Raw genomic sequence first — 22022 nt, 5'->3', positions numbered from 1 at the left:
TGTCCTCGGCTTAAAGCTCAGCTGGCTCCCTGCGCCGTGATCCACGCGAGCACGACATAGCGCCCGGTCTTGGCCAGAGTGACGAGTGGCACGAAGAGCCAGATCGGTGTGCGCATGACCCCGGCGACCACCGTAAAAGCATCACCCAAGGGCGCCCAACTAAGCAGGAGCGTCCAGACGCCCCATCGCGCGTACCAGTCCTGCGCGCGCGCCATCTGAGCGTCATTTGCCGGAAACCAGCGCCGATGTCGAAACCGCTCGATACCTCTGCCCATGACATAATTGACCACGGCGCCCAGCGTGTTGCCAATGCTGGCCACAACGACAAGCCACGTGAGTGATACCGTACCAGCAAGTTGCAGCCCGACAAACACCACTTCGGATTGAAAGGGCAGGATGGTTGCCGCGCCAAAGGCTGCCAGGAACAACCCGGCCAATTGCGCGAAAACGCCCGAATCCATCACGCTCATGCGCGACAGGTCCGGGCGGTACTGAAAGGCCAGCCCGGGAGATTACTCCTGTTCGGCATAGGCCTCTTGTCGGTCACTCGGAACATCACGCGGCGGGCGGCCGATGACATCCTTGAGATCCGCCAATTCGATGAAATTATCCGCCTGACGGCGCAATTCATCCGAGATCATCGGCGGTTGGCTTCGGATGGTCGACACGACCGAGACGCGCACGCCCTGACGCTGAAGGCTCTCGACGAGAGGGCGAAAATCGCCATCGCCCGAGAAGAGCACGATATGATCGACGCGCGGCGCGAGTTCCATCGCGTCCACGGTCAGTTCGATATCCATATTGCCCTTGACCTTGCGGCGTCCTTGGCTGTCGGTATATTCCTTGGCCGGTTTGGTGACCATAGAATAGCCGTTGTAATGCAACCAATCGACCAAAGGCCGGATTGGCGAATACTCGTCATTCTCAAGCAGGGCGGTGTAGTAAAAGGCGCGCAGCAATTTGCCGCGACGCATGAACTCGGATCTCAGCAACTTGTAATCAATGTCGAACCCAAGCGCCTTGCCAGCCGCGTAAAGGTTTGAACCATCAATGAACAAGGCCAAACGCTCGTCCTTGTAAAACATCTTAAATGTCCTTCCGAATGGTCATGTCATGCCTAGGAGTGGTGAGTGGTGTGAGTGATGAAGGCAGAACAAGTAACTCGATGAATTAGGGGTTTCGAATTCTGCATGCAAGTGCATGTTACGTTCAGAAAGGATATGAGTCTGATGACGTTAGATCAACACTGCTTGATCGCCATGGGTGGAAACTTGCCGTTCGGCGAGATGAGCCCCGACGTTACCCTGTCGGACGCGCTTGCGCTCTTGCGCGAGAACGGGGCTGAAATCCTCGCGGTCAGCCGCTATTTTCGCACCCCTGCCTTTCCTGCGGGGGCGGGGCCGGATTTCGTCAATGCGGCAGCAGTTCTTCGCTACCCCGGCCCCGCAGAGGCCGCGCTGGCCCTCTTGCACCGGGTCGAGGCGGCGTTTGGGCGGAGACGGGCCACCCGGTGGGGACAGCGTACGCTCGACCTTGATCTGATCGCCATCGGACCGCAAATCCTGCCGGACCGGGCGGGATTCGAGGCGTGGCGCGGTCTCTCGCTTGAGGTGCAGCAAGCGCGAGCACCCGACCATCTGATCCTGCCACATCCGCGCGTTCAAGAGCGCGCGTTTGTGCTGGTGCCGTTGGCGGATGTGGCCCCGGATTGGGTGCATCCGGTCTTGGGGCGCACGGTACGGCAGATGTTGGACGACCTGCCGCAAGCCCAGCGGGATGAGGTGAAAGTGCTTTGATTCTCTGCTTGTAAATCCCGGCTTGACAGCCTAAATACAAGGCTTCTTAAAATCTGCCCCTAACCCTTCCGGAGGTCGTATGGCCCGCGTTACCACAGAAGATTGCGTTGACAAGGTTCCGAACCGTTTTGATCTGGTGATGCTTGCTGCACACCGCGCCCGCGAAATTACAGCGGGATCGCCGCTGACGGTGGATCGTGACAACGACAAGAACCCGGTCGTGGCGCTGCGCGAAATTGCCGAGGAAACCCAGTCGGCGGACGACCTGCGAGAGCGCCTGATCGAATCGAATCAGACCCAGATCGAGGTGGATGAACCCGAAGAGGATTCCATGGCCCTGTTGATGGGTGGCGACGTGGACAAGCCCGACACCGACGACATGTCGGAAGAAAAGCTGCTGCGCGCCCTGATGGAAGCACAGGGTCAGGGCTGAGCCTCGACCCTCTTTGCCCGCTCAGCCAAGGCGCATAGCAGATGATCGCCGTCGACGACCTGATCACGCTGGTGCGCCATTACAATCCCCGCACAGACGAGGCGCTCATTCGCGCGGCCTATGATTTTGGCCGCGCGATGCATGAGGGGCAATTTCGCCACTCGGGCGAGCCCTACTTCACCCATCCTGTTGCCGTGGCTGCGATCCTGACCGAGCAACGGCTGGATGATGCGACGATCATCACCGCTCTATTGCATGACACGATCGAGGACACCAAAGCGTCCTATCAGATTGTCGCAGACAAGTTTGGTCGTGAAGTGGCCGATTTGGTGGATGGCGTCACCAAGCTGACCAATCTGCAACTCAGCAGCTCCGAGACCAAACAGGCCGAGAATTTCCGCAAACTCTTCATGGCGATGTCCAAAGATTTGCGGGTCATTCTGGTCAAACTCGCCGACCGCCTGCACAACATGCGCACAATCAAGGCCATGCGCCCGGAAAAACAAGCGCAGAAGGCGCGCGAGACCATGGATATCTATGGGCCGCTGGCGGGCCGCATGGGTATGCAGTGGATGCGCGAGGAGCTGGAGGATCTGGCCTTTCGGGTGCTCAACCCCGAGGCGCGGGCCAGCATCATCCGCCGGTTCATCACCTTGCAACGCGAAACCGGAGACGTAGTCGAGCGGATCACCAGCGATATGCGGCACGAGTTGGACAAGGCCGGAATCATGGCCGATGTCTTTGGCCGTGCCAAGAAACCCTATTCGATCTGGCGCAAGATGCAGGAAAAGGAGATGGGCTTTTCACGCCTGTCGGATATCTACGGCTTTCGCGTGATCACCCGGTCCGAGAATGACTGTTACCGCGCTCTGGGGGCGATCCACCAACGCTGGCGCGCCGTGCCGGGGCGGTTCAAGGATTATATCAGCCAACCGAAATCCAATGGCTACCGCAGCATTCACACCACCGTGTCGGGTCGGGATGGCAAACGGGTCGAGGTGCAGATTCGCACGCAGGCAATGCACGACGTGGCCGAAACGGGCGTGGCCGCGCATTGGTCTTATCGCGACGGGGTGCGCTCCGAGAACCCCTTTGCCGTCGATCCCGCCAAGTGGATTTCCTCCGTCAGCGAACAGTTCGACGCCGAAGAAGATCACGAGGATTTTCTGGAAGCAGTCAAGCTCGAGATGTATGCGGATCAGGTGTTTTGTTTCACGCCCAAAGGCGATGTGATCAAGCTCCCACGGGGCGCGACACCGATTGATTTTGCCTATGCCATTCACACGCGGATCGGCCATGCTTGCGTTGGGGCAAAGGTGGACGGTATGCGCGTGCCGCTCTGGACGCGCGTCAAGAACGGTCAGTCGGTCGAGGTGATTACCGCCGACGGGCAGACGCCGCAAGCCACCTGGCTCGATATTGCTACCACCGGCAAGGCGCGCGCCGCCATCCGCCGCGCCTTGCGCGAGTTGGACCGCGACCGCTATATCAAACTCGGGCGGGAATTGGCGCGCTCGGCCTTTGAGCATGTCGGCAAAAAGGCAACCGACAAGGCGCTCGAAGCCGCCGCGCGCACGCTGCGCCTGAAAAACGCCGATGAGGTGCGCGCGCGATTGGGCAGCGCCGAATTGACGGCGCATCAGGTGCTGAACGCCGTTTATCCGGATCTGGTGCCTGAGGCGGGGAATGAGGTGACGCGTGACCGCGCGGTGATCGGCCTAAAGGCGGATCAGAGCTTTGAGCGGGCGCGCTGTTGCCAGCCTTTGCCGGGCGAGCGGATTGTCGGCATCACCTATCGCGGGCGCGGCGTCGTCATCCACGCAATCGACTGCGAGACCCTGTCGCAATATGACCAACAGCCGGATCGTTGGATGGACCTGCATTGGCACACCGGTACGCATCCGGCGGCCTATGACGTGACACTTGACCTCACGATCGGAAATGACGCCGGGGTGCTGGGGCGGATTTGCACCTTGATCGGCGAGCAGAAGGCCAATATCTCGGATCTGACATTCGTTGACCGGAAACCGGATTTCTATCGTCTATTGATTGATGTCGAGTTGCGCGATGCCGAGCATTTGCACGGCGTGCTCTCGGCGCTAGATGCGGAAAGCGATGTCGCCGCAGTAGAGCGCTATCGTGATCCGTCCCGTGTAGGGGCGGGCTGAGCAATTAACCCTAGGAGCCGCACAAGTGGTTTTCAAACGTCGTGACAGACGCCCCTTGTGGAAAGTGATCGCCGATTTTTTCTGGCCCAAAGGCGGGTGGGCGCGCGCATTTACCTATGTCAAACACCGGCTGCACCGCCTGCCTGATCCACCCGACCGTATCGCTCGCGGGATCTTTGCCGGAGTTTTCACCACATTCACACCGTTTTACGGTCTGCACTTCATTGTCGCGGGCACGATTGCCCTCATTCTACGCGGCAATATCCCAGCGGCCTTGTTGGGCACCTTCTTTGGCAATCCGCTGACCTATGTGCCGATTGGGGTGATTTCGCTTCAGACGGGGCACGCGATCCTTGGTCGCAGCACGCTGGCAGAGGATGAAATCAGCCGCTCGCTTGGGGGCAAGTTTCTCGATGCAGGTGATGACCTCAAGAACAACTTTCTTGCCATATTCATGGATCACACAGCAGATTGGCATAACCTGAAAGTATTCTATGACGAGGTGTTCTTGCCATATTTGGTGGGGGGCATCGTGCCGGGAATCGTGACGGCACTTGCGGCCTATTACATCAGCCTGCCTGTGATCACCGCCTATCAGCACCGGCGCAAGGGTGTCCTAAAGGCAAAATGGACAGCGATGAAGGAAAAAAAAATCGCCAAGGAAAAACAGGCGCACAAGGCTGACGAGGCGCGAAAACCGGACTAGGTTACGCCTCGAGTCGCGGATCAATCACGGGAGAGGCCGATGTCGGCAGGAAAGAAGCTACGCCTTGGCGTCAATATTGACCATGTGGCCACAGTGCGCAATGCACGCGGCGGGACCTATCCTGATCCCTTGCGCGCCGCGAAATTGGCCGAAGAGGCCGGGGCGGATGGCATCACCGCGCATCTGCGCGAGGACCGGCGACACATCTCGGACGCAGACATTGATGGGTTGATGGAAGTGCTGACGGTGCCGCTCAACTTTGAGATGGCAGCGACTGAAGAGATGCAGCGTATCGCCTTGCGGCATAAGCCACATGCGGTGTGCATCGTACCGGAAAAGCGCGAGGAGCGCACGACCGAAGGCGGCCTGGAAGTGGCACGCGAGGAAAACCGGCTGGCGCATTACTTAGCACCATTGCGTGCGGCAGGTTGCCGGGTGTCTATTTTCATCGCTGCCGATAAACGCCAGATCGAAGCCGCGCACCGGATCGGGGCCGAGGTGATCGAATTGCACACCGGCGCCTATTGCGACGCCCATGCCGAGGGACATTTTGACGTCCGCGACCGTGAGTTGGAGGGGCTGCGCGAAATGTCGGCCTATGCCCAATCGCTGGGGCTGGAGGTGCATGCGGGGCATGGTTTGAACTATGAAACCGTGAAGCCGGTCGCAGCCTTTCCCGAGGTGATGGAGCTCAACATCGGGCATTTCCTGATTGGCGAGGCGATTTTTCGCGGGCTGCAACCGGCGATTGCGGAAATGCGGCGACTGATGGACGAGGCGCGCAATGTCTGAGCCGCTGGGATTTCTCTCCGCCGCGCTTGCCTTTACCGTCATTGCGGCCTCTCCCGGTCCAGCTAATCTGGCGGCGGCGAGTGTGGCCATGACGGCGGGGCGGGCCAAGGGTATGCGGTTTGCGCTTGGTCTGGGACTTGGTCTCTTTTCCTGGGGGGTGCTGGCCGCGATGGGGCTCGGCGCGGTCCTGCAATCTAGCGGATGGGCGTTGAGCGTCCTCAAAATTCTGGGGGCGGGCTATCTTTTATGGTTGGCCCTGCAATCCCTGCGGGCCGCGCGGATTGGAAACAGCACGCTGGCTGAACGCGCCGCGCCAAGCCGTCTGTTCTGGTCCGGGCTGATGCTGAACCTTTCGAACCCCAAGGCGGTCTTTGCCTGGATGGCGACGCTGTCACTTGGGCTTGGGGGCAGTGGACAGGAGTTTCTGCCGCTGATGCTGCTCTGTGGTTTGATCGGTTTGATCAATTACGTTGTTTGGGTCACGTTCTTTTCAACCGGGGTGATGATGCGGGGCTACCTGCGCGCGCGCCGCTGGATTGATGCGACGGTCGGCTTGTTGCTTGGTGCGGCAGGGGTTTCCCTGCTTCGGTCGTCGGCCTCTCAATGAGGCTGGGCTGATGTTTCGCGTCATTGCCGTTCTATGCTTGGCGTTCATTGCGATCTGGCAGTTGGAGGAGCAACGCCGAGGTTTGGCATTATCCCCTTTAACCGTATCGGAAACGCCGGTTACGCGTTATGCGCAGCCCGGCGCTGACGGGCCGGTGGTTGTCGTGGCGCATGGCTTTGCCGGGTCGCGCCAGATGATGCAGGCCTATAGCCTTGACCTGGCGCGGGCGGGATACCGAGTCTGGGCGTTTGATTTCGAAGGGCATGGGCGCAACGGCGTGCCGATGTCGGGCGATGTGACGCGCATCGACGGCACGACGCGGCTGCTGATCGAGCAGACGCAACGCGTGGTCGCGGCGGCGGTGACACAAGAGGGCTACCCAGGCAAGGTCGCGCTCTTGGGACATTCCATGGCGACCGATATCATCATCCGCACCGCGCTTGAGGAGGACCGGGTTGGGCCGGTGGTGGCGATATCCGCGTTCTCTCAGGCGGTGACGGCCACCGCGCCGGATAACCTCTTGCTGATCAGCGGCGCGTGGGAGGTGGGATTGCGCGGCTTTGCCCGCGAGGCGGTGGCGATGGTCACACCCGGCGCGGGCGAGGGTGAGACTGTGCAGGCAGAGGCCGTCACGCGCCGCGCGGTGGTGGCACCATGGGCTGAGCATGTGGCGGTGCTGCATAGCCGTGTGGGCCGGGCCGAGGCGATTGACTGGCTTGATGCCGCCTATGGGCGCGCGAGCGATGTCGCGGTGCGGGCGACGGGGCCGTGGTTTCTGGCGCTGATGGCTGCGATTGTGGCGCTCGCGGCACCACTGGCGCGGCTCTTGCCGCAGAGCGCGCCGCCCGCGCCGGGGGCCTTGCGCGGGGGGCAATTCACACTTGTTCTCTTGGTGCCTGCGCTGCTTGCGCCGCTTTTGGCGGTGCAGGTGGAAACCCGGCTCTTGCCGGTCTTGGTGGCGGATTATCTGGCGCTCCATCTGGCGCTCTACGGGGTGATTCAGTTGGCTTTGATGTGGCACTTGGGGCGGCGTCCCATCGGGTTTCGTCTGGTCGCGGTGCTGGCGCTGCTGGTCTGGGGCCTTGGCGTCTTTGGCGTGGCGCTCGATCGTTATGGGGCGAATTTCTGGCCCACGCCTGAGCGGTTGACAATCATCGCAGCGCTGAGCCTTGGGGCGCTCCCGTTCATGCTGGCGGATGCGGTTTTGACGCGCGGCGCGCCGCTCTGGCAGAGGCTGGTGGCGCGGGGGGGATTTCTGGCCTCGCTGGGTCTGGCCATCCTGCTCGACACCGAGCGGTTGTTCTTCCTTGCGATGATTGCGCCGGTGATTCTCCTCTTTTTCCTGATATTCGGGCTGATGGGTCGTAGGGTGGCGGCACGGGCGGGGGCGATGAGCGCAGGTCTGGCTCTTGGTCTCATCCTCGCATGGGCGCTTGGCGTAAGTTTTCCGCTCTTTGCACCGGGGGTGACGGGATGATCTTGGGGATTGGCACGGATCTGGCGAATATCGAGCGGATCGCGCGCACGCTCGAGCGGTTTGGTGACCGATTTCGCAACCGGGTCTTTACCGATGTCGAACAGGCCAAGGCCGAGCGCCGCGCCGATGTGGCAGGCACCTATGCCAAGCGGTGGGCAGCCAAGGAAGCCTGTTCCAAGGCGCTTGGCACCGGACTGCGCATGGGCATCGCGTGGAAGGATATGGCGGTCACCAACCTGCCCACGGGCCAGCCGGTGATGCAGGTTTCGGGCTGGGCCGCGACACGTCTGGCCGAGATGACACCGCCGGGACATGAAGCGATCATCCATGTGACGCTGACCGATGATCACCCTTGGGCGCAGGCCTTTGTGGTGATAGAGGCACGGCCCGTTGAACGGTCTGCTTGACACCTCCGCCCCGGCCCCGCATGTAGCGCCGGTGAGGTAGCGGAGGACGCCAAATGGCCGCCGAAGGCAAAACATCGAGCTCTATCTGGGAAACCGTCAAGACGGTGTTCTGGGCCCTTGTGATCGCAGGGCTGTTTCGCACGCTCTTCTTTCAGCCGTTCTGGATTCCTTCAGGGTCTATGAAGGACACGCTGCTGATCGGTGACTTCCTCTTTGTGAACAAGATGGCCTATGGCTATTCCTACGCCTCGTGCCCCTCGATCCGCTTCGCGGGGCTGGATATCGACGCTCAAAAGATCTGCGGCTTCATCGACGGCGACAACACCCGGATTTTTGGCTCAGAGCCGGAGCGCGGCGATATCATCGTCTTCCGGCAACCGACTGATGGCACCGATTTCATCAAGCGGGTCATTGGCCTGCCAGGGGATCGCATTCAAATGAAGGATGGCGTGCTGCATATCAACGAGGCCGCCGTCGGGCTGGAACCGGCCGGTGATTTCGTTGAAGAATTCGCACGCCAAGGGCCAATGGGCATCCGTCCGCGCTGCGAGAATGGCGTGGTGGGGGAAGGGGCCGATTGCATCAAATCGCGCCAGATCGAGACCCTGCCAAATGGCCGATCGCATGCGATCCTCAATATCGGCGATCAGCGGGCGGATAACACGGGCGTCTTTACCGTTCCGGCCGGGCATTACTTCTTCATGGGCGACAACCGCGACAATTCCACGGATTCACGCTTTCCGCAGGCGGTTGGCGGCGTGGGCTTTGTTCCCTTCGAGAACCTGATCGGGCGGGCCAATCGGGTGGTGTTCTCGTCGGCAGGTAGTTCCATGTTGGCATTTTGGACATGGCGCAGCGACCGCTTCTTCAAGAGGTTGGATTGAAGCTTTCGGCCGAGATAAGGGCGTTTCAGGCGCGGCTTGGGCATGAGTTCACTGCGACTGAACTTCTCATTCGGGCGCTGACCCATTCGTCGATGGTCACGCCCAACCGTGATGACAATCAGAGGCTGGAGTTTTTGGGCGACCGCGTGCTTGGGCTGGTGATGTCCGAGGCGCTGCTGTCGCAGGACAAAGGCGCGACCGAAGGGCAACTTGCGCCGCGCTTCAATGCGCTGGTGCGCAAGGAGGCCTGCGCCGATGTCGCGCGCGAGATCGATCTTGGCGCGGTGCTCAAGCTCGGGCGCTCCGAAATGCTTTCTGGCGGGCGGCGCAAAGAGGCACTCTTGGGTGATGCCATGGAGGCGGTGATTGCCGCGATCTATCTCGACGCCGGATTTGACGCGGCGCGCGCGGTTGTTCTCCGGCTCTGGGGCGCGCGGATCGGCGAGGTCAAGGATGACGCGCGCGACGCCAAGACAGCGCTTCAGGAATGGGCGCAGGCGCGGGGGCTTCCGCCGCCCGACTACGTTGAACTGCGCCGCAAGGGACCGGATCACGCGCCGGTTTTCACCATTTCTGCTCAGTTGAAGAGCGGTGAAAGCGCCGAGGCGACGGCTGGCTCCAAGCGGCAAGCAGAGCAAACGGCAGCCAAGGCGCTCTTGGCCCGGCTGCAGACCGATTGAGACCCTGCGCGGGGCTGCGATCTCGGCATCCGCCGAAAGACCGTGCCTAGATCATCTGGGGACGTGTCGCACAGCGCGGAACCTGCTCCCAAACACCCAAGATGACACGTTTGCCGACGCCCTCACCTGATGGTCATGAATGAGGCTGTAGCCACACCTTTGTTCCCTTTGGCTGTGGGAACTGACGCTCGGCTCTGGTCGTGGCGCGGCAAATCGGCTAGAGCCTGTCAATCACAACAGTCGAGACCCATCCCATGACCACGCGCGCCGGATTTATTGCCCTGATCGGAGAGCCCAACGCGGGCAAATCCACCCTGCTGAACCGCATGGTGGGGGCCAAGGTCAGCATCGTCACCCACAAGGTACAGACCACGCGCGCGCGCATCCGGGGTGTGGCGATGGAGGGGCAGAGCCAGTTGGTGTTCGTGGACACGCCCGGTCTCTTTCAGCCGCGCCGCAGGCTGGACCGCGCGATGGTTGCGGCCGCTTGGGGCGGGGCTGCGGATGCCGATGTGGTGATCCTTCTGATCGAGGCGCATCGCGGCGTGACCGAAGGGGTGGAGCGCATCTTGGAAGGGCTGAGCGGCATTGCCAAGGGCCGCAAGGTGGCGCTGGCCATCAACAAGATCGACCGGGTGCAGGCGCAGGTTTTGCTGGCGCTGACCAAGGATATGAACGAGCGGCTGCCCTTCGTGAAAACCTTTCTGATCTCGGCAGAAAAGGGCCATGGGGTTGAGGACTTGCGGCATTGGCTGGCGGGCGAAGTGCCCGAGGGGCCATGGCTCTACCCTGAGGATCAGATCGCCGATCTGCCGATGCGGATGATCGCCGCCGAGATGACGCGCGAAAAGCTGACGCTGCGGCTGCATCAGGAATTGCCCTATCAATTGACCGTCGAGACCGACCACTGGGAAGAGCGCAAAGATGGGTCCGCCCGGATTGATCAGGTGGTCTATGTGATGCGCGACGGGCACAAGGGCATCGTTCTGGGCAACAAGGGCGAGACGATCAAGGCTGTCTCCAAGGCGGCACGCGAGGAGTTGGAAGAATTCCTTGGCCGCCGCATTCACCTCTTCCTACAAGTCAAGGTGCGGGAAAACTGGCAGGAAGAATCCGAGCGCTATTCTGAAATGGGGCTGGATTTCAAGGACGGAAACTAGGTCCATGTGCTTGGTTTTATTTGACAAAATACGCAAATTCGACCGCACGGCAGGGGCGGGAACCGAGGTTGCATGGCCCGGCTAACCGCGCGCTTCTGGGTTGATGCCTATCTGGCAAGGCTCAGGTTGGCGGATATCCCCGCCTTTGTGGTGGCGCATGGCGATGACACCGGCGGTGCGGTTCTGGTCAAGCTCAACACGCTGGATGGAAAAGCGAATGTTTCTCAACGCTCTATCGACCTTATGAGCGGCGCGCGGGTCTGGATTACCTTGGCCGAGGGCGCGGAATCCGAGGTGGATGCGGCGATTGCCCGGCAAAAGGGCTATGATCCCGACCTCTGGGTGATCGAGGTGGAGGACCGGGAGGGGCGACACCTGCTCGATCAGGATGGTTTGGCGGGGTGAGGGCCGATGGATTGGCGCGATCAGGGTATTCTTCTGAGCAGTCGCCGACATGGGGAAACCTCTGTAATCATTGAAGTTTTCACGCCTGAGCGGGGGCGACATGCGGGGGTTGTACGCGGTGGCGCGTCGCGCAGGATGGCCCCTGTGCTGCAACCGGGCGCGCAACTTGATGTGGAATGGCGCGCGCGGCTCGAGGATCATATTGGCACATTCCGGGTTGAGCCTTTGAAATCAAGGGCTTGGACCATAGGCGACCGGTTGGCGCTGGCCGGGTTGAACGCGGTCTGTGCGCTCTTGCTCTTTGTGCTGCCCGAGCGCGAGGCACATGCGGAGCTTTATCGCAAAACATTGATTTTGCTTGATCTTTTGGATCAGCCCGAGATCTGGACGCTGGCCTATCTCAATTGGGAATTGGCGTTGTTGGAGGAGATGGGCTTTGGTCTCGACCTGCGGCGCTGTGCGGTTCTGGGGGAAAAGGCCAATGATCTCAGTTACATATCGCCAAAAACCGGGCGTGCGGTGTCACGGGCCGGGGCGGGGGAGTGGGCAGACCGGCTGTTGCCGCTGCCGCCCTGTCTGATGGGGCATGGCCCGGCACCGGATGCGGAAATCCTGCAAGGGTTTGAAGTAACAGGACATTTCCTGAGAAATCACCTCGCCCCGCAAATGGGCAACCGGCCCCTGCCAGAGGCGCGGGCGCGCTATGTGGCGCGGTTCGCGGCAGAGGTGGCGCGGGGCTGAGCCGCATGTAAGCTCTGTAAGGTTTGCCCCTCGATTTTGTAAGGTCTGGGGCCGTTAGAGCGGGTCGCGTCCGATCGGAGTCACATCGCCCCGGCCCCCGGGTCGGGGCCTCCACGCGGCCTCGGCGAGGTCCCGGGTCAAGCCCGGGACGGGTGTGTTTTCGATGGAGCGCAACACGCCCTAAAGCAGCATCACCCCACGCCGGATCAGGTTGAGCCCCGCAATCAGCAGCACCCAGAGGGTGATCTTGCGAAAGGTCGCCTGATCGAATCGGTCCTGAAGGCGAAAGCCGATCCAGATGCCAAGAAGCGCCGGGGCGACCATCGCCAGAGAGAGCGGCACCGTTTCGGTGCGCAACACCCCCGATCCGATATGCGAGCCAAGCAGCACCAACGCGCCCAAACCATAGATCACGCCCTGCACCCGCATCTGTTCGGTTTTCTCGGTGCCGCGCGCGATCAGCATGGCGACGGTGGGCGGACCCCAGATGCCCGAGAGGCCGCCAAAGAGACCGGCAAGCGCCCCCATACCCGCCTCACCCTTGATCCCCGGCTCCGGCGGCAGGCGCAATCCGCGTCCCATGAGCGTGGAGACAGCATAAAGCGTGATCAGCGGGCCAATGAAGAGCAACATCGCAGAGGGTGGCAGCATCGGCACCAGCTGTGCCGCAAAGACCATAACCACGCCACCAGCGATCAGGAACACCCGGAAATGTGTGATCGAGGCAAGGGCGGCGAGAGCACCTTGGCGCAGCGCCTGCCAGAGGTTTGTGGCCAGCGTCGGCAGAATCAGCCCTGCCAGCGCCAGTTCGGGAGGCATCATCGTGCTGAGACCCGCGATCATCACCGTGGGCATGGCAAAGCCCACCACCCCCTTGACCATCCCGGCGCAGACCGCCACGGTGAAGGCCATGGCCCAGCCCCAGATTGGGCCTATGTCGAAAAACGCTTCCATGGCACCGTCTTAGGGTATTTCCGGAATCGCGCGAAACAGGGAAATGTTGCGGCGGACGGGATTGCAGGCATTTTTGACAACATGCGGGGACAGGTGCCGTCTGAAACGGGGCGCTGTGGGGCATAGCGCCGCAGCGCAGTATTTCAACACGCAATTTTAGAACAAAACCCTGCGACAAAAAGCATAATAGTTGCGCTGCACCTGCATAATAGATAAAAGGCACCAGATCAGGAAAAGGATGCGATTCATGGCACGTGACGGACAGGATCTTGCGATGGCACAGCCGATCATTCTGGGCGACCTTCTGGCCTTGACCCGTGTGGCAGTGGCTCCGACCGAAGCCTTGCTGGAGCGGGCCACTGACGCTGTGCGTGCGCTGGTCACTGCCGAGGGGCGCGTGGCGGGGGCGGCCATCGAGGCGCATCAGACAGCGGCACATGGGCTGGCATGGCTCGCCACCTATGTCGAAGCGCTGCGGCAAATGCAGGCCTGGGCCACGCGGCTCGAGGAAAAGGATCAGTTTGGTGAGGTCGAGCAACTGATCCTGCAAATCGCATTCGGAGAATATCTGAGCCAGATCGCGGGCGGCATCCAGATGAACCAAGGCGAGATGGTGCGGCTTCAGGATCTTGGCCTCAGCCCCGACGATGCGCATCTGCTGATGGACCCGGCTGCCACAATGCTGATGCAGGCGGGCAATACCCAAGCTGCGCGCAGCCGGTTGGTGGATTTGATGCAGGAGCGGTCCGCCGAGATCACGGTGGGGCGGACAGGGCTGGATGATGAGCTGGAAATGATCCGCGAACAGTTCCGGCGCTTTTCGATGGAAAAGGTCGAGCCCTATGCGCATGATTGGCATCTCAAGGATGAGCTCATCCCGATGGAGATCATCGAGGAATTGGCGGAAATGGGCGTCTTTGGCTTGACCATTCCCGAGGAATTCGGCGGTTTTGGGTTGAGCAAGGCGTCGATGGTTGTGGTCTCGGAAGAGTTGAGCCGGGGCTATATCGGGGTTGGCTCTCTGGGCACCCGCTCTGAGATTGCCGCCGAGTTGATCCTGTGTGGGGGAACTGAGGAACAAAAGGCCCATTGGTTGCCCAAGCTGGCCAGCGCCGAGATCCTGCCGACGGCGGTTTTCACCGAGCCCAACACCGGGTCGGATCTGGGCAGTCTGCGCACCCGTGCTGTCAAGGACGAGGCTGGCGACTGGAAGGTCACGGGCAACAAGACATGGATCACCCATGCCGCGCGCACCCATGTCATGACGCTCTTGGCGCGCACCGTGCCGGACACCACCGATCACCGGGGGCTGTCGATGTTTCTTGCCGAGAAAACCCCCGGCACCGATGACGCGCCATTCCCAACTCCCGGCATGACCGGCGGCGAGATCGAGGTTTTGGGCTATCGTGGCATGAAGGAATACGAACTGGGGTTCGATAATTTTCACATCAAGGGCGAGAACCTGTTGGGCGGTGAAGAAGGCAAGGGGTTCAAGCAGTTGATGGAGACCTTTGAGTCTGCTCGCATTCAGACCGCAGCCCGCGCCGTGGGCGTCGCGCAATCGGCGCTGGATGTGGCGATGAAATATGCGCAGGACCGCAAACAGTTCGGCCGCGCGTTGATCGAGTTTCCGCGTGTGTCGGGCAAGCTCGCGATGATGGCGGTCGAAATCATGGTGGCGCGGCAACTGACCTATTTCTCGGCCTGGGAAAAGGATCACGGGCGGCGCTGTGACCTTGAGGCGGGGATGGCCAAGCTCTTGGGAGCGCGGGTGGCTTGGGCTGCGGCGGATAACGGATTGCAGATCCACGGCGGCAACGGTTTTGCGCTGGAATACACGATCAGTCGGATTCTCTGTGACGCGCGCATTCTCAATATTTTCGAGGGCGCGGCCGAGATTCAGGCACAGGTGATCGCACGTCGGCTACTGGGGTAAATGGGGCGAACGAGGCGGCGGAGGACACCCCGCAATTTCCCGCCTCACCCTTTACCTGCCGCCTCCCCTGCCTTACCTCTAGACCCAAGCAGGAGATGCGCGATGACCAAGCCCCCCCTTACCCTCTACCTCGCCGCGCCGCGCGGCTTTTGCGCCGGTGTGGACCGCGCCATCAAGATCGTGGAAATGGCGCTCGCGAAATGGGGGGCGCCGGTCTATGTGCGCCATGAGATCGTGCATAACAAATACGTGGTCGATGACCTGCGCGCCAAGGGGGCCGTGTTCGTCGAGGAATTGGATGAGTGCCCCACCGACCGGCCCGTGATCTTTTCCGCCCATGGCGTGCCGAAATCCGTCCCGTCTGAGGCCGCAGCGCGCCGGATGCTCTATGTAGATGCCACCTGCCCGCTGGTCAGCAAGGTGCATATCGAGGCAGAGCGGCACCATGAGAACGGGCTGCAAATCGTGATGATCGGTCATGCCGGCCACCCCGAAACCGTGGGCACCATGGGGCAATTGCCCGATGGTGAGGTGCTCTTGGTCGAGACCCCCGCTGATGTGGCCACGCTCGCCGTGCGCGACGCGGCCCGCCTTGCCTTTGTCACCCAGACCACCCTCTCGGTCGATGACACCGCCGAGGTGGTCGCGACGCTTCAGGCGCGGTTCCCGGCGATTGTCGGCCCGCATAAGGAAGACATCTGTTACGCCACCACCAACCGTCAAGAGGCGGTCAAGGCCATGGCGGAACGGGCAGAGGCGATGCTCGTCGTGGGCGCGCCCAATTCGTCCAACTCCAAACGTCTGGTCGAGGTTGGCGCGCGCGCGGGTTGCGCCTATGCCCAGCTGGTGCAACGCGCCACCGACATCGACTGGCGCGCGCTCGACGGTATCCGCAGCATGGGCATCACCGCTGGGGCCTCAGCGCCGGAAGTGTTGGTCAACGAGGTGATCGACGCCTTCCGCGCCCGCTATGACGTGACCGTCGAAGTCATCGAAACCGCGCAGGAAACCGTTGAGTTCAAGGTGCCGAGGGTGCTCCGCGCGCCCGCGTGAGGTGGGGTGGCAGGGAGAGGGGTCAGATGACCGCAGGTCCCGCCACATTCACAGAAATTGAACCAGCCCTCTGCGCGTTAAATCATTGATATCGTGTCTCGGTGACTTACTTGATCGGCTGAAAAGACACGATCCCCCGCTCTCCGCGCTTTATTCAACCAGCAGCCAGTGCAGGCCTTTCTGCGCCAGTCGGAGTCGGTGGAAACGACCTTTTTGACCGAGATCAGACCGCCACAGGCGGAAAACCGAAACCAAGACACGGGAAACGCGCATGACCACGACCTCTTGTATGACCTGGGCCATTCTGGGGGCCGCCGGTGGTGCTGGCTTCGGCCTCTTTGCGGCGCCTCTCCTCTACATCCTGATCAATCTGTCCTCGGACGGCGTGACATTTGGCGAAACCGCACGCTTTGCCGTCGCCAACGGGGCCACTTGGGGTGTCGTTGGCCTCTTCGCAGGTATCTTTTTTTGGGTGGTCAATAGGGTGCAAAATCCGCCCAAAGAGGATTGATCTTGATCGCCTGACGGCGCGGGAAAACATCGGGCGCATGCCCCCGTCTGCGTCGCGCAACCGGACCCGCCCCTCACTCATTATCCCGCAGCCACGCAGGGCGCAGGACCACGATGGTGGGCCGGTCGGGCAAGGTGCGCAAGGAGACTTCAATCTCGCTGACACCGGGGCGCGAGATGGCGAAATCCCCCTCCATCCCCGCCAGAAACCGCTCCAGCGTGCTATCGCCAAACCAATGCATCGGCAAGACAATCGAGGCCTTCACGCGCCTCAGCACATTCATCATATCGGCGATATTCATGGTGAACCCGCCATCGACCGGGGCCATCACCACATCCATCCGGCCAAGAGCGGCATATTGATCATCCGACGGCTCGTGATGCAGATGGCCCAGATGGGCGATGCAGAGCCCCTCGGCCTCAAAGATGAAAATCGAATTGCCATTGGCCTCCACCCCGCCACCCGAGCGGATATCGGTCGGCACATTGCGCACGAGGAGCGTGTCCAGATCAAGGTGATGCTCGATCCCCTCGCCATACGCGCCCCATCCCGGCAGAACATGCGGAATCGCCGGATCGGGAAAGGCGGTCCAATGGGTGTCATGGGCATGGTTCATGGTGACAATATCCGGGATCAGATCGGCACTGCCGATAAATCCGGTGAAATCCGTAATCGCATTATACCCGCCCGCCTGAATGAGAAACGAAGCATGGGCGATATAGCGCAGCCGCACGGTATACTCGGGCAGAGCCGCGCGGAAACTGGCCCGGTGCAGATATTCCAGCCCCGGCGTCGCATCGGCCAAGGCGATGCAATGGCTCGGGCGGCGGTCCTGCGCGGAAGCGGGTGCGGCCAGCAAGAGGACAAACAAGACAAGTCGGATCATCGGCACTCCTCCCTTTTGTAGAGAGGAAGATAGCACGGATTGGTGCGCGGTCAGGGTTTTGGCGGCTAACCGCGGCGGGACAGCATCGAAGCTGCTGAAAAATCAATCGCCAGTGGCCTGAAGCGGACATTGGCCCCAACTGGTGAGACGCGCGGGGCCCGTCCGCCGGGTGGGCGCTGCGACTTGGTCGGCTGGCATTTTATATCTGCCAAACACTCCCGCGATTTCAAGAGACTGCACCGTTGCAAAAGCGCCCGCCCGTCACGCCAGAGGCGTGCCGAGTTAAAGTGGCGCACCTACGGTGCGACGGGGCGGGTCATGCCGGAGGCATGCCTTCGGCATGACCGCTCCGCGGCGGCGCGTGCCGCGCCTTGAGTCCGCGCTTTGGAGATTGGGGCAAATGTCCCCTTGAGGTCAAATCACCCCACATCTGTCCGTCCCCGCCGGTCCGCCCGCAGCGCGGCATAGAGAACATGCGTCCGCCAACGCCCGTTGATCTGCAAATAGCTTTGCGCGACGCCCTCGTACTTGAACCCGCATTTTTCCAGCAGCGCCCGCGACGCTTGGTTTTCCGGCAGACAGGCCGCCTCGATCCGGCTCAGATCCAGCCGGTCAAAGGCATGATGCACGACCCCTGCGATGGCCTCCTGCATATAGCCCTGCCGCGCAAAGGGCTGTCCGATCCAATAACCCAGCGTGCCCGCCTGCGCCGGTCCGCGCCGGATGTTGTCCAGAGTGATTGCTCCCAAAAGCGCCTGATCCTCGCGTCGGATCAAGAAGAGCGGCATCGCACTGCCGTTGGCAATCGAGCGTTGCGCCCACCAGACCCGATTGGAAAACCCCTTGCGCGCCAGATGATCCGAAGCCCAGAGCGGCTCCCACGGGGTGAGGAAATCCGCACTGTCTGCCCGCAAACTGCTCCAGTTGCGAAAATCACCGATCACCGGCTGCCGCAAGGTCAGACGCTCTGTCTCGATCCTGAGCTTGCGGCGCGGCAAGAGCATCATCAGGCGGCGCGCCTCGCATCAAGAGCGGCCAGCGTCGGGGCCCGCTCGACCGGGCCATAGAGCGCCAAGGCAGAGGGCGCGCGCGCCACTGTGCTCTCGGCCAACCGCTTGACATCCGCCAGCGTCACGGCGTCGATCCGCTCCACCACTTCCGGCAGGTCCGGCACCCGGCCCCAGATTTGCAGCATCCGCGCCAAGCGCTCGGCGCGGTTGCTCGGGCTTTCCAGCCCCATCAGCAACCCGGCCTTCATCTGTGCCCGCGCCCGCTCTATCTCGGCGGCACTCATATCCGCGGCGGCGCGTTTCATCTCGTCGATGGTGATCCCTGCCAGATCGCCCAGTTGCTCTGCCGATGTGCCCGCGTAGATCGTCATCATCCCGGTGTCGGAATAGGCCCCGGCCTGCGCATAGATCGAATAGCAGAGGCCCCGCCGCTCGCGGATCTCCTGAAACAGCCTCGACGACATCGACCCGCCAAGGGCCGAGGCATAGATCTGCGCGGTGTAGATATCGGGATGCGCGTAATCCGGGCTCTCAAACGCCAGCGCGAAATGCGCCTGCTCCAGATCCTTGACATGCCGGGTTTCGCCGCCCTGAAAACGTGCGGTCGGCGGCTCGATCGCATCGCTCGGGATCATGTCGCCAAACATGCCCTCGGCCATGCGCACCAGCGCGTCATGGTCCACCGCTCCCGCCGCCGACAGAACCATCTGACCGGGCCGGTAATACTGATCCACGAACCGCTCCAGATCAGGGCGGTCAAAGCCGCGCACCCGCTCTTCCGCCCCCAGAATGGTGCGGCCCAGCGGGTGATCGGGATAGGCCTTTTCCTGCAACCAGTCGAAAATGATATCGTCGGGCGTGTCCGCCGCCTGCCCGATCTCTTGCAGGATCACGCCGCGCTCCACCTCGATCTCGCGCGGATCGAACACCGGATTGCGCAGGATATCCGCCACCACGTCAAGGGCCAGCGGCACATCCTCCTTGAGCACACGCACGTAATAGGCCGTGACCTCGCGGCTGGTGTAGGCGTTGATATAGCCGCCCACATCCTCAATCGCCTCGGCAATCTGCAAGGCCGAGCGCCGCTGGGTCCCTTTGAAGGCCATATGCTCCAGAAAATGCGCGATGCCGTTCTGGCTGGCCTCTTCATGGCGCGCCCCGGCCAGAACCCAGACGCCAATCGCCGCCGATTGCAGGCCGGGCATATATTCCGAGACGATGCGAAACCCGTTGGGCAGGGTGGTCAGTTGGACACTCAATGGGCAATCCGTTCCTTGATGACTGTTTCAATAGCATGCAGATCGTTCTCGACCCGCGTCACGCGTTCGTCCCGCTCATACAGGTCCGCCATACGCTCGGGCAAGGGGGGGTGAATCCCGCTCGCCTCCTCGACCGCCGCCGGGAATTTCGCAGGGTGCGCCGTGGCCAGCGTGATCATCGGGACGCCGGGGCTACGCTGCGCCTCGGCCACATGCACGCCCACAGCACTATGCGGACAGAGCAATTCACCGCTTGCGGCCCATGTATTCCGGATCGCGGCGCGGGTCTGATCCACGTCACAGCGCCCGCTATCGAAGGTCTCGCGCAGCGCCTCCAGCGCGCCTTGGCTCACCGTGAACCCGCCTGCCTTCAACTCGTCCATCACCTGCGCCACAGCGCCGCCATCCTGCCCATAGGCATAGAAAAGCGCGCGTTCAAAGTTGGAACTCACCTGAATATCCATCGAGGGGCTGATCGAGGGGGCCACGCCATCGGGCCGATAGTCCCCGGTGCTCAGACACCGGTGCAGAATATCGTTCTGATTGGTCGCCACCACCAGCCGGTCGATCGGCAGGCCCATCCGCTTGGCGATATAGCCCGCGAACACGTCGCCGAAATTGCCCGTGGGCACAGTGAAACTGACCTTGCGGTCCGGCGCGCCGAGGCTCACGGCAGAGGTGAAATAATACACCACCTGCGCCAGAACCCGCGCCCAGTTGATGCTGTTCACACCCGCCAGCCGCACGCCATCGCGGAACTCGAAATCGTTGAACATGTCCTTGACGCGCGCCTGCGCATCGTCGAAATGCCCATCGATGGCCAGCGCATGCACGTTGCCCTCGACCGGCGTCGTCATCTGCCGGCGCTGCACCTCGCTGACGCGCCCATGCGGATAGAGGATGAACACATCAACCGCATCGAGGCCGCGAAACGCCTCGATCGCCGCCGACCCGGTATCGCCGCTTGTGGCCCCCACGATGCTCACCCGATTGCCCGAGCGTTTGAGCGAAAACTCGAACATCTGCCCGATGAGCTGCATGGCGAAATCCTTGAACGCCAGCGTTGGGCCGTGGAACAGTTCCAGCAGGAAATGCCCCGGCGCAAGCTGCTTGAGCGGTGCCCGTGCCGCATGACCAAACCCCGCATAGGCCCGTGCGATGATTCCGTGAAACTCCTCGTCGGTAAAGGCATCGCCGATGAACGGCCGCATCACCCGGAACGCGGCCTCCTCATAGCTCACCCCTTCGAGCCCGCGCATGTCCGCATGGCTCATCTGCGGAATGCTCTCAGGCAGATAAAGCCCGCCATCGCGCGCCAACCCGGTCAGCATCGCCTCTTCGAAACTCAGCGTGGGCGCGCGGCCCCGTGTCGAGATGTATTTCACGTTTTGCCTTTCTCTGTCTGCCGCATGCGCCAGATGAAAACCCCGGTCATCGCAGCCCATATGGCGGCCAGCGAAAACCATGTGATCGCGTAACTCAGGTGATCGTTGGGAATACCGCTGGTGTCCACCGGCAAGGGCGACACGCCCACCTCCGGCACCGACAGCGCCCGCGCAACGATCAGCATCGGCTCGGTGCCCAGAACCTCGGCCATCTGCGCGATATCGCGGGCAAACCAGATATTGCCCGCCACGTCGTTCTCAGGCGTTGAACTCAGCCGCTCGTCGGGCCAGTGCAGATTGCCGGTCACGGTGATCTCGCCGTCGGGCGGGGCCGAAATATCGGCACTCACCTTGACGAACCCACGATCCAGCAGCACCCGCCGCGTGCCTGTATCGAGCGCAGAAATCACCCGATAACCTGCACCAATCTGCTTTTGGCTGACCAGCACGCGCAGCGCCGCGTCGCCAATCTGGCCCGTCACGGCGACCGGCAGATAGCGGTCGTCGGTCGGGTCCACCGCCTCGGGCAAATCCACCGGCGTCGCGGCGATATGTGCCGCGATATCCGCCAGCACGACCTCTTTCCACGCCAGCCGCTCGACCTGCCATTTGCCCAAGCCAACCAGCACCGCCACACCGGCGATGCCAAAGATCAGGGGGATCAGGATGCTTTTCCGCATGTCTCACTCTCAAAAGGAAAATGCGGGGAAAGGAAACCCCCCGCATCTTCGTCTTGGTTCAAATCCTCGGGCGCGCCGAGCACTGATCTTTC

24 protein-coding genes are annotated in these 22022 nt (G+C 61.7%); 16 read left to right on the top strand and 8 right to left on the bottom strand.

Features of this window, described 5'->3' with window-relative positions:
• Positions 1-17 precede the first annotated feature (17 nt).
• Together ACSSVY_RS02875 and ACSSVY_RS02870 are read right to left on the bottom strand one after the other, a co-directional pair.
• Positions 18-470, bottom strand: a complete 453-nt coding sequence (locus ACSSVY_RS02875) for a YqaA family protein (RefSeq protein ID WP_454267937.1) — start codon at positions 468-470, stop codon at positions 18-20.
• Positions 471-512: 42 nt separating this feature from the next.
• The gene (locus tag ACSSVY_RS02870; RefSeq protein WP_009815714.1) at positions 513-1085 is read right to left on the bottom strand and encodes a LabA-like NYN domain-containing protein; all 573 of its coding nucleotides are present in this window, start codon (positions 1083-1085) and stop codon (positions 513-515) included.
• A 144-nt stretch (positions 1086-1229) separates the two neighbouring features.
• Between ACSSVY_RS02870 and folK the strand changes: the two genes are divergently transcribed.
• The 13 genes from folK (at position 1230) to recO (ending at position 12256) form a co-directional block, all read left to right on the top strand.
• Positions 1230-1796 carry a 2-amino-4-hydroxy-6-hydroxymethyldihydropteridine diphosphokinase gene (folK, locus tag ACSSVY_RS02865; RefSeq protein ID WP_454267936.1) on the top strand — a complete coding sequence of 189 codons (567 nt, stop codon included), beginning with the start codon at positions 1230-1232 and terminating at the stop codon, positions 1794-1796.
• 79 nt (positions 1797-1875) lie between these two features.
• Complete coding sequence (rpoZ, locus tag ACSSVY_RS02860) at positions 1876-2229, top strand: DNA-directed RNA polymerase subunit omega (RefSeq protein ID WP_296629767.1); 354 nt, start codon at positions 1876-1878, stop codon at positions 2227-2229.
• Positions 2230-2270: 41 nt separating this feature from the next.
• Positions 2271-4397: a RelA/SpoT family protein gene (locus ACSSVY_RS02855; RefSeq protein WP_454267934.1), complete on the top strand. Its 2127-nt coding sequence runs from the start codon at positions 2271-2273 to the stop codon at positions 4395-4397.
• 25 nt (positions 4398-4422) lie between these two features.
• Positions 4423-5103 (top strand): DUF2062 domain-containing protein, encoded by a 681-nt coding sequence (locus ACSSVY_RS02850; RefSeq protein ID WP_454267933.1) that lies wholly within the window; start codon positions 4423-4425, stop codon positions 5101-5103.
• A 39-nt stretch (positions 5104-5142) separates the two neighbouring features.
• Positions 5143-5895 (top strand): pyridoxine 5'-phosphate synthase, encoded by a 753-nt coding sequence (locus ACSSVY_RS02845; RefSeq protein WP_454267931.1) that lies wholly within the window; start codon positions 5143-5145, stop codon positions 5893-5895.
• Entirely contained in the window at positions 5888-6502 is a 615-nt protein-coding gene (locus ACSSVY_RS02840) for a LysE family translocator (protein ID WP_454267929.1), read from the top strand. The genes ACSSVY_RS02845 and ACSSVY_RS02840 overlap by 8 nt, the downstream gene beginning before the upstream one ends.
• Positions 6503-6512: 10 nt before the next feature.
• Positions 6513-7979 (top strand): alpha/beta hydrolase, encoded by a 1467-nt coding sequence (locus ACSSVY_RS02835; RefSeq protein ID WP_454267928.1) that lies wholly within the window; start codon positions 6513-6515, stop codon positions 7977-7979.
• A complete protein-coding gene (gene acpS, locus ACSSVY_RS02830) occupies positions 7976-8386 on the top strand; it encodes a holo-ACP synthase (protein WP_454267927.1) in 411 nt (136 codons plus the stop codon). The genes ACSSVY_RS02835 and acpS overlap by 4 nt, the downstream gene beginning before the upstream one ends.
• Before the next feature lie 53 nt (positions 8387-8439).
• On the top strand, positions 8440-9270 hold the full coding sequence (gene lepB / locus ACSSVY_RS02825) for a signal peptidase I (RefSeq protein ID WP_454267926.1): 831 nt from the start codon (positions 8440-8442) through the stop codon (positions 9268-9270).
• A complete protein-coding gene (gene rnc, locus ACSSVY_RS02820; protein ID WP_454267924.1) occupies positions 9267-9950 on the top strand; it encodes a ribonuclease III in 684 nt (227 codons plus the stop codon). The genes lepB and rnc overlap by 4 nt, the downstream gene beginning before the upstream one ends.
• 254 nt (positions 9951-10204) lie before the next feature.
• Complete coding sequence (era, locus tag ACSSVY_RS02815) at positions 10205-11110, top strand: GTPase Era (RefSeq protein ID WP_454267923.1); 906 nt, start codon at positions 10205-10207, stop codon at positions 11108-11110.
• 72 nt (positions 11111-11182) lie between these two features.
• On the top strand, positions 11183-11515 hold the full coding sequence (locus ACSSVY_RS02810; protein ID WP_454267921.1) for a DUF1491 family protein: 333 nt from the start codon (positions 11183-11185) through the stop codon (positions 11513-11515).
• A 6-nt stretch (positions 11516-11521) separates the two neighbouring features.
• Positions 11522-12256 carry a DNA repair protein RecO gene (recO, locus tag ACSSVY_RS02805; protein ID WP_454267919.1) on the top strand — a complete coding sequence of 245 codons (735 nt, stop codon included), beginning with the start codon at positions 11522-11524 and terminating at the stop codon, positions 12254-12256.
• Positions 12257-12436: 180 nt separating this feature from the next.
• On the opposite strand, the gene ACSSVY_RS02800 is transcribed toward recO, so the two are convergent.
• On the bottom strand, positions 12437-13210 hold the full coding sequence (locus ACSSVY_RS02800; RefSeq protein ID WP_454267918.1) for a sulfite exporter TauE/SafE family protein: 774 nt from the start codon (positions 13208-13210) through the stop codon (positions 12437-12439).
• 247 nt (positions 13211-13457) lie between these two features.
• Here ACSSVY_RS02800 and ACSSVY_RS02795 point away from each other — a divergent pair, with 247 nt between their 5' ends.
• The 3 genes from ACSSVY_RS02795 (at position 13458) to ACSSVY_RS02785 (ending at position 16710) form a co-directional block, all read left to right on the top strand.
• Complete coding sequence (locus tag ACSSVY_RS02795) at positions 13458-15146, top strand: acyl-CoA dehydrogenase family protein (RefSeq protein WP_454267916.1); 1689 nt, start codon at positions 13458-13460, stop codon at positions 15144-15146.
• A 102-nt stretch (positions 15147-15248) separates the two neighbouring features.
• Positions 15249-16199 carry a 4-hydroxy-3-methylbut-2-enyl diphosphate reductase gene (gene ispH, locus ACSSVY_RS02790; RefSeq protein ID WP_454267914.1) on the top strand — a complete coding sequence of 317 codons (951 nt, stop codon included), beginning with the start codon at positions 15249-15251 and terminating at the stop codon, positions 16197-16199.
• 271 nt (positions 16200-16470) lie between these two features.
• Positions 16471-16710, top strand: coding sequence for a hypothetical protein (locus ACSSVY_RS02785; protein WP_454267913.1), 240 nt, complete (start codon positions 16471-16473; stop codon positions 16708-16710).
• A gap of 73 nt (positions 16711-16783) precedes the next feature.
• Here the strand turns inward: ACSSVY_RS02785 and ACSSVY_RS02780 are convergent, their stop codons facing one another.
• The 5 genes from ACSSVY_RS02780 to ACSSVY_RS02760 all read right to left on the bottom strand — a co-directional run bounded on the left by ACSSVY_RS02780 (position 16784) and on the right by ACSSVY_RS02760 (position 21930).
• Positions 16784-17596 (bottom strand): MBL fold metallo-hydrolase, encoded by an 813-nt coding sequence (locus tag ACSSVY_RS02780; RefSeq protein ID WP_454267912.1) that lies wholly within the window; start codon positions 17594-17596, stop codon positions 16784-16786.
• Between the two features lie 419 nt (positions 17597-18015).
• Entirely contained in the window at positions 18016-18600 is a 585-nt protein-coding gene (locus ACSSVY_RS02775) for a GNAT family N-acetyltransferase (protein WP_454268224.1), read from the bottom strand.
• A 2-nt stretch (positions 18601-18602) separates the two neighbouring features.
• Positions 18603-19865 carry a M16 family metallopeptidase gene (locus tag ACSSVY_RS02770; protein WP_454267911.1) on the bottom strand — a complete coding sequence of 421 codons (1263 nt, stop codon included), beginning with the start codon at positions 19863-19865 and terminating at the stop codon, positions 18603-18605.
• Complete coding sequence (thrC, locus tag ACSSVY_RS02765; RefSeq protein WP_454267910.1) at positions 19862-21250, bottom strand: threonine synthase; 1389 nt, start codon at positions 21248-21250, stop codon at positions 19862-19864. Before thrC ends, ACSSVY_RS02770 begins: the two co-directional genes overlap by 4 nt.
• Entirely contained in the window at positions 21247-21930 is a 684-nt protein-coding gene (locus ACSSVY_RS02760; protein ID WP_454267908.1) for an SURF1 family protein, read from the bottom strand. The genes thrC and ACSSVY_RS02760 overlap by 4 nt, the downstream gene beginning before the upstream one ends.
• Positions 21931-22022 lie beyond the last annotated feature (92 nt).

It is taken from the genome of Roseovarius sp. MBR-51 (genome assembly GCF_053628575.1).
Note: the sequence above shows the minus strand (reverse complement) of the source record. Positions and strands in the feature narration are given on the sequence as shown.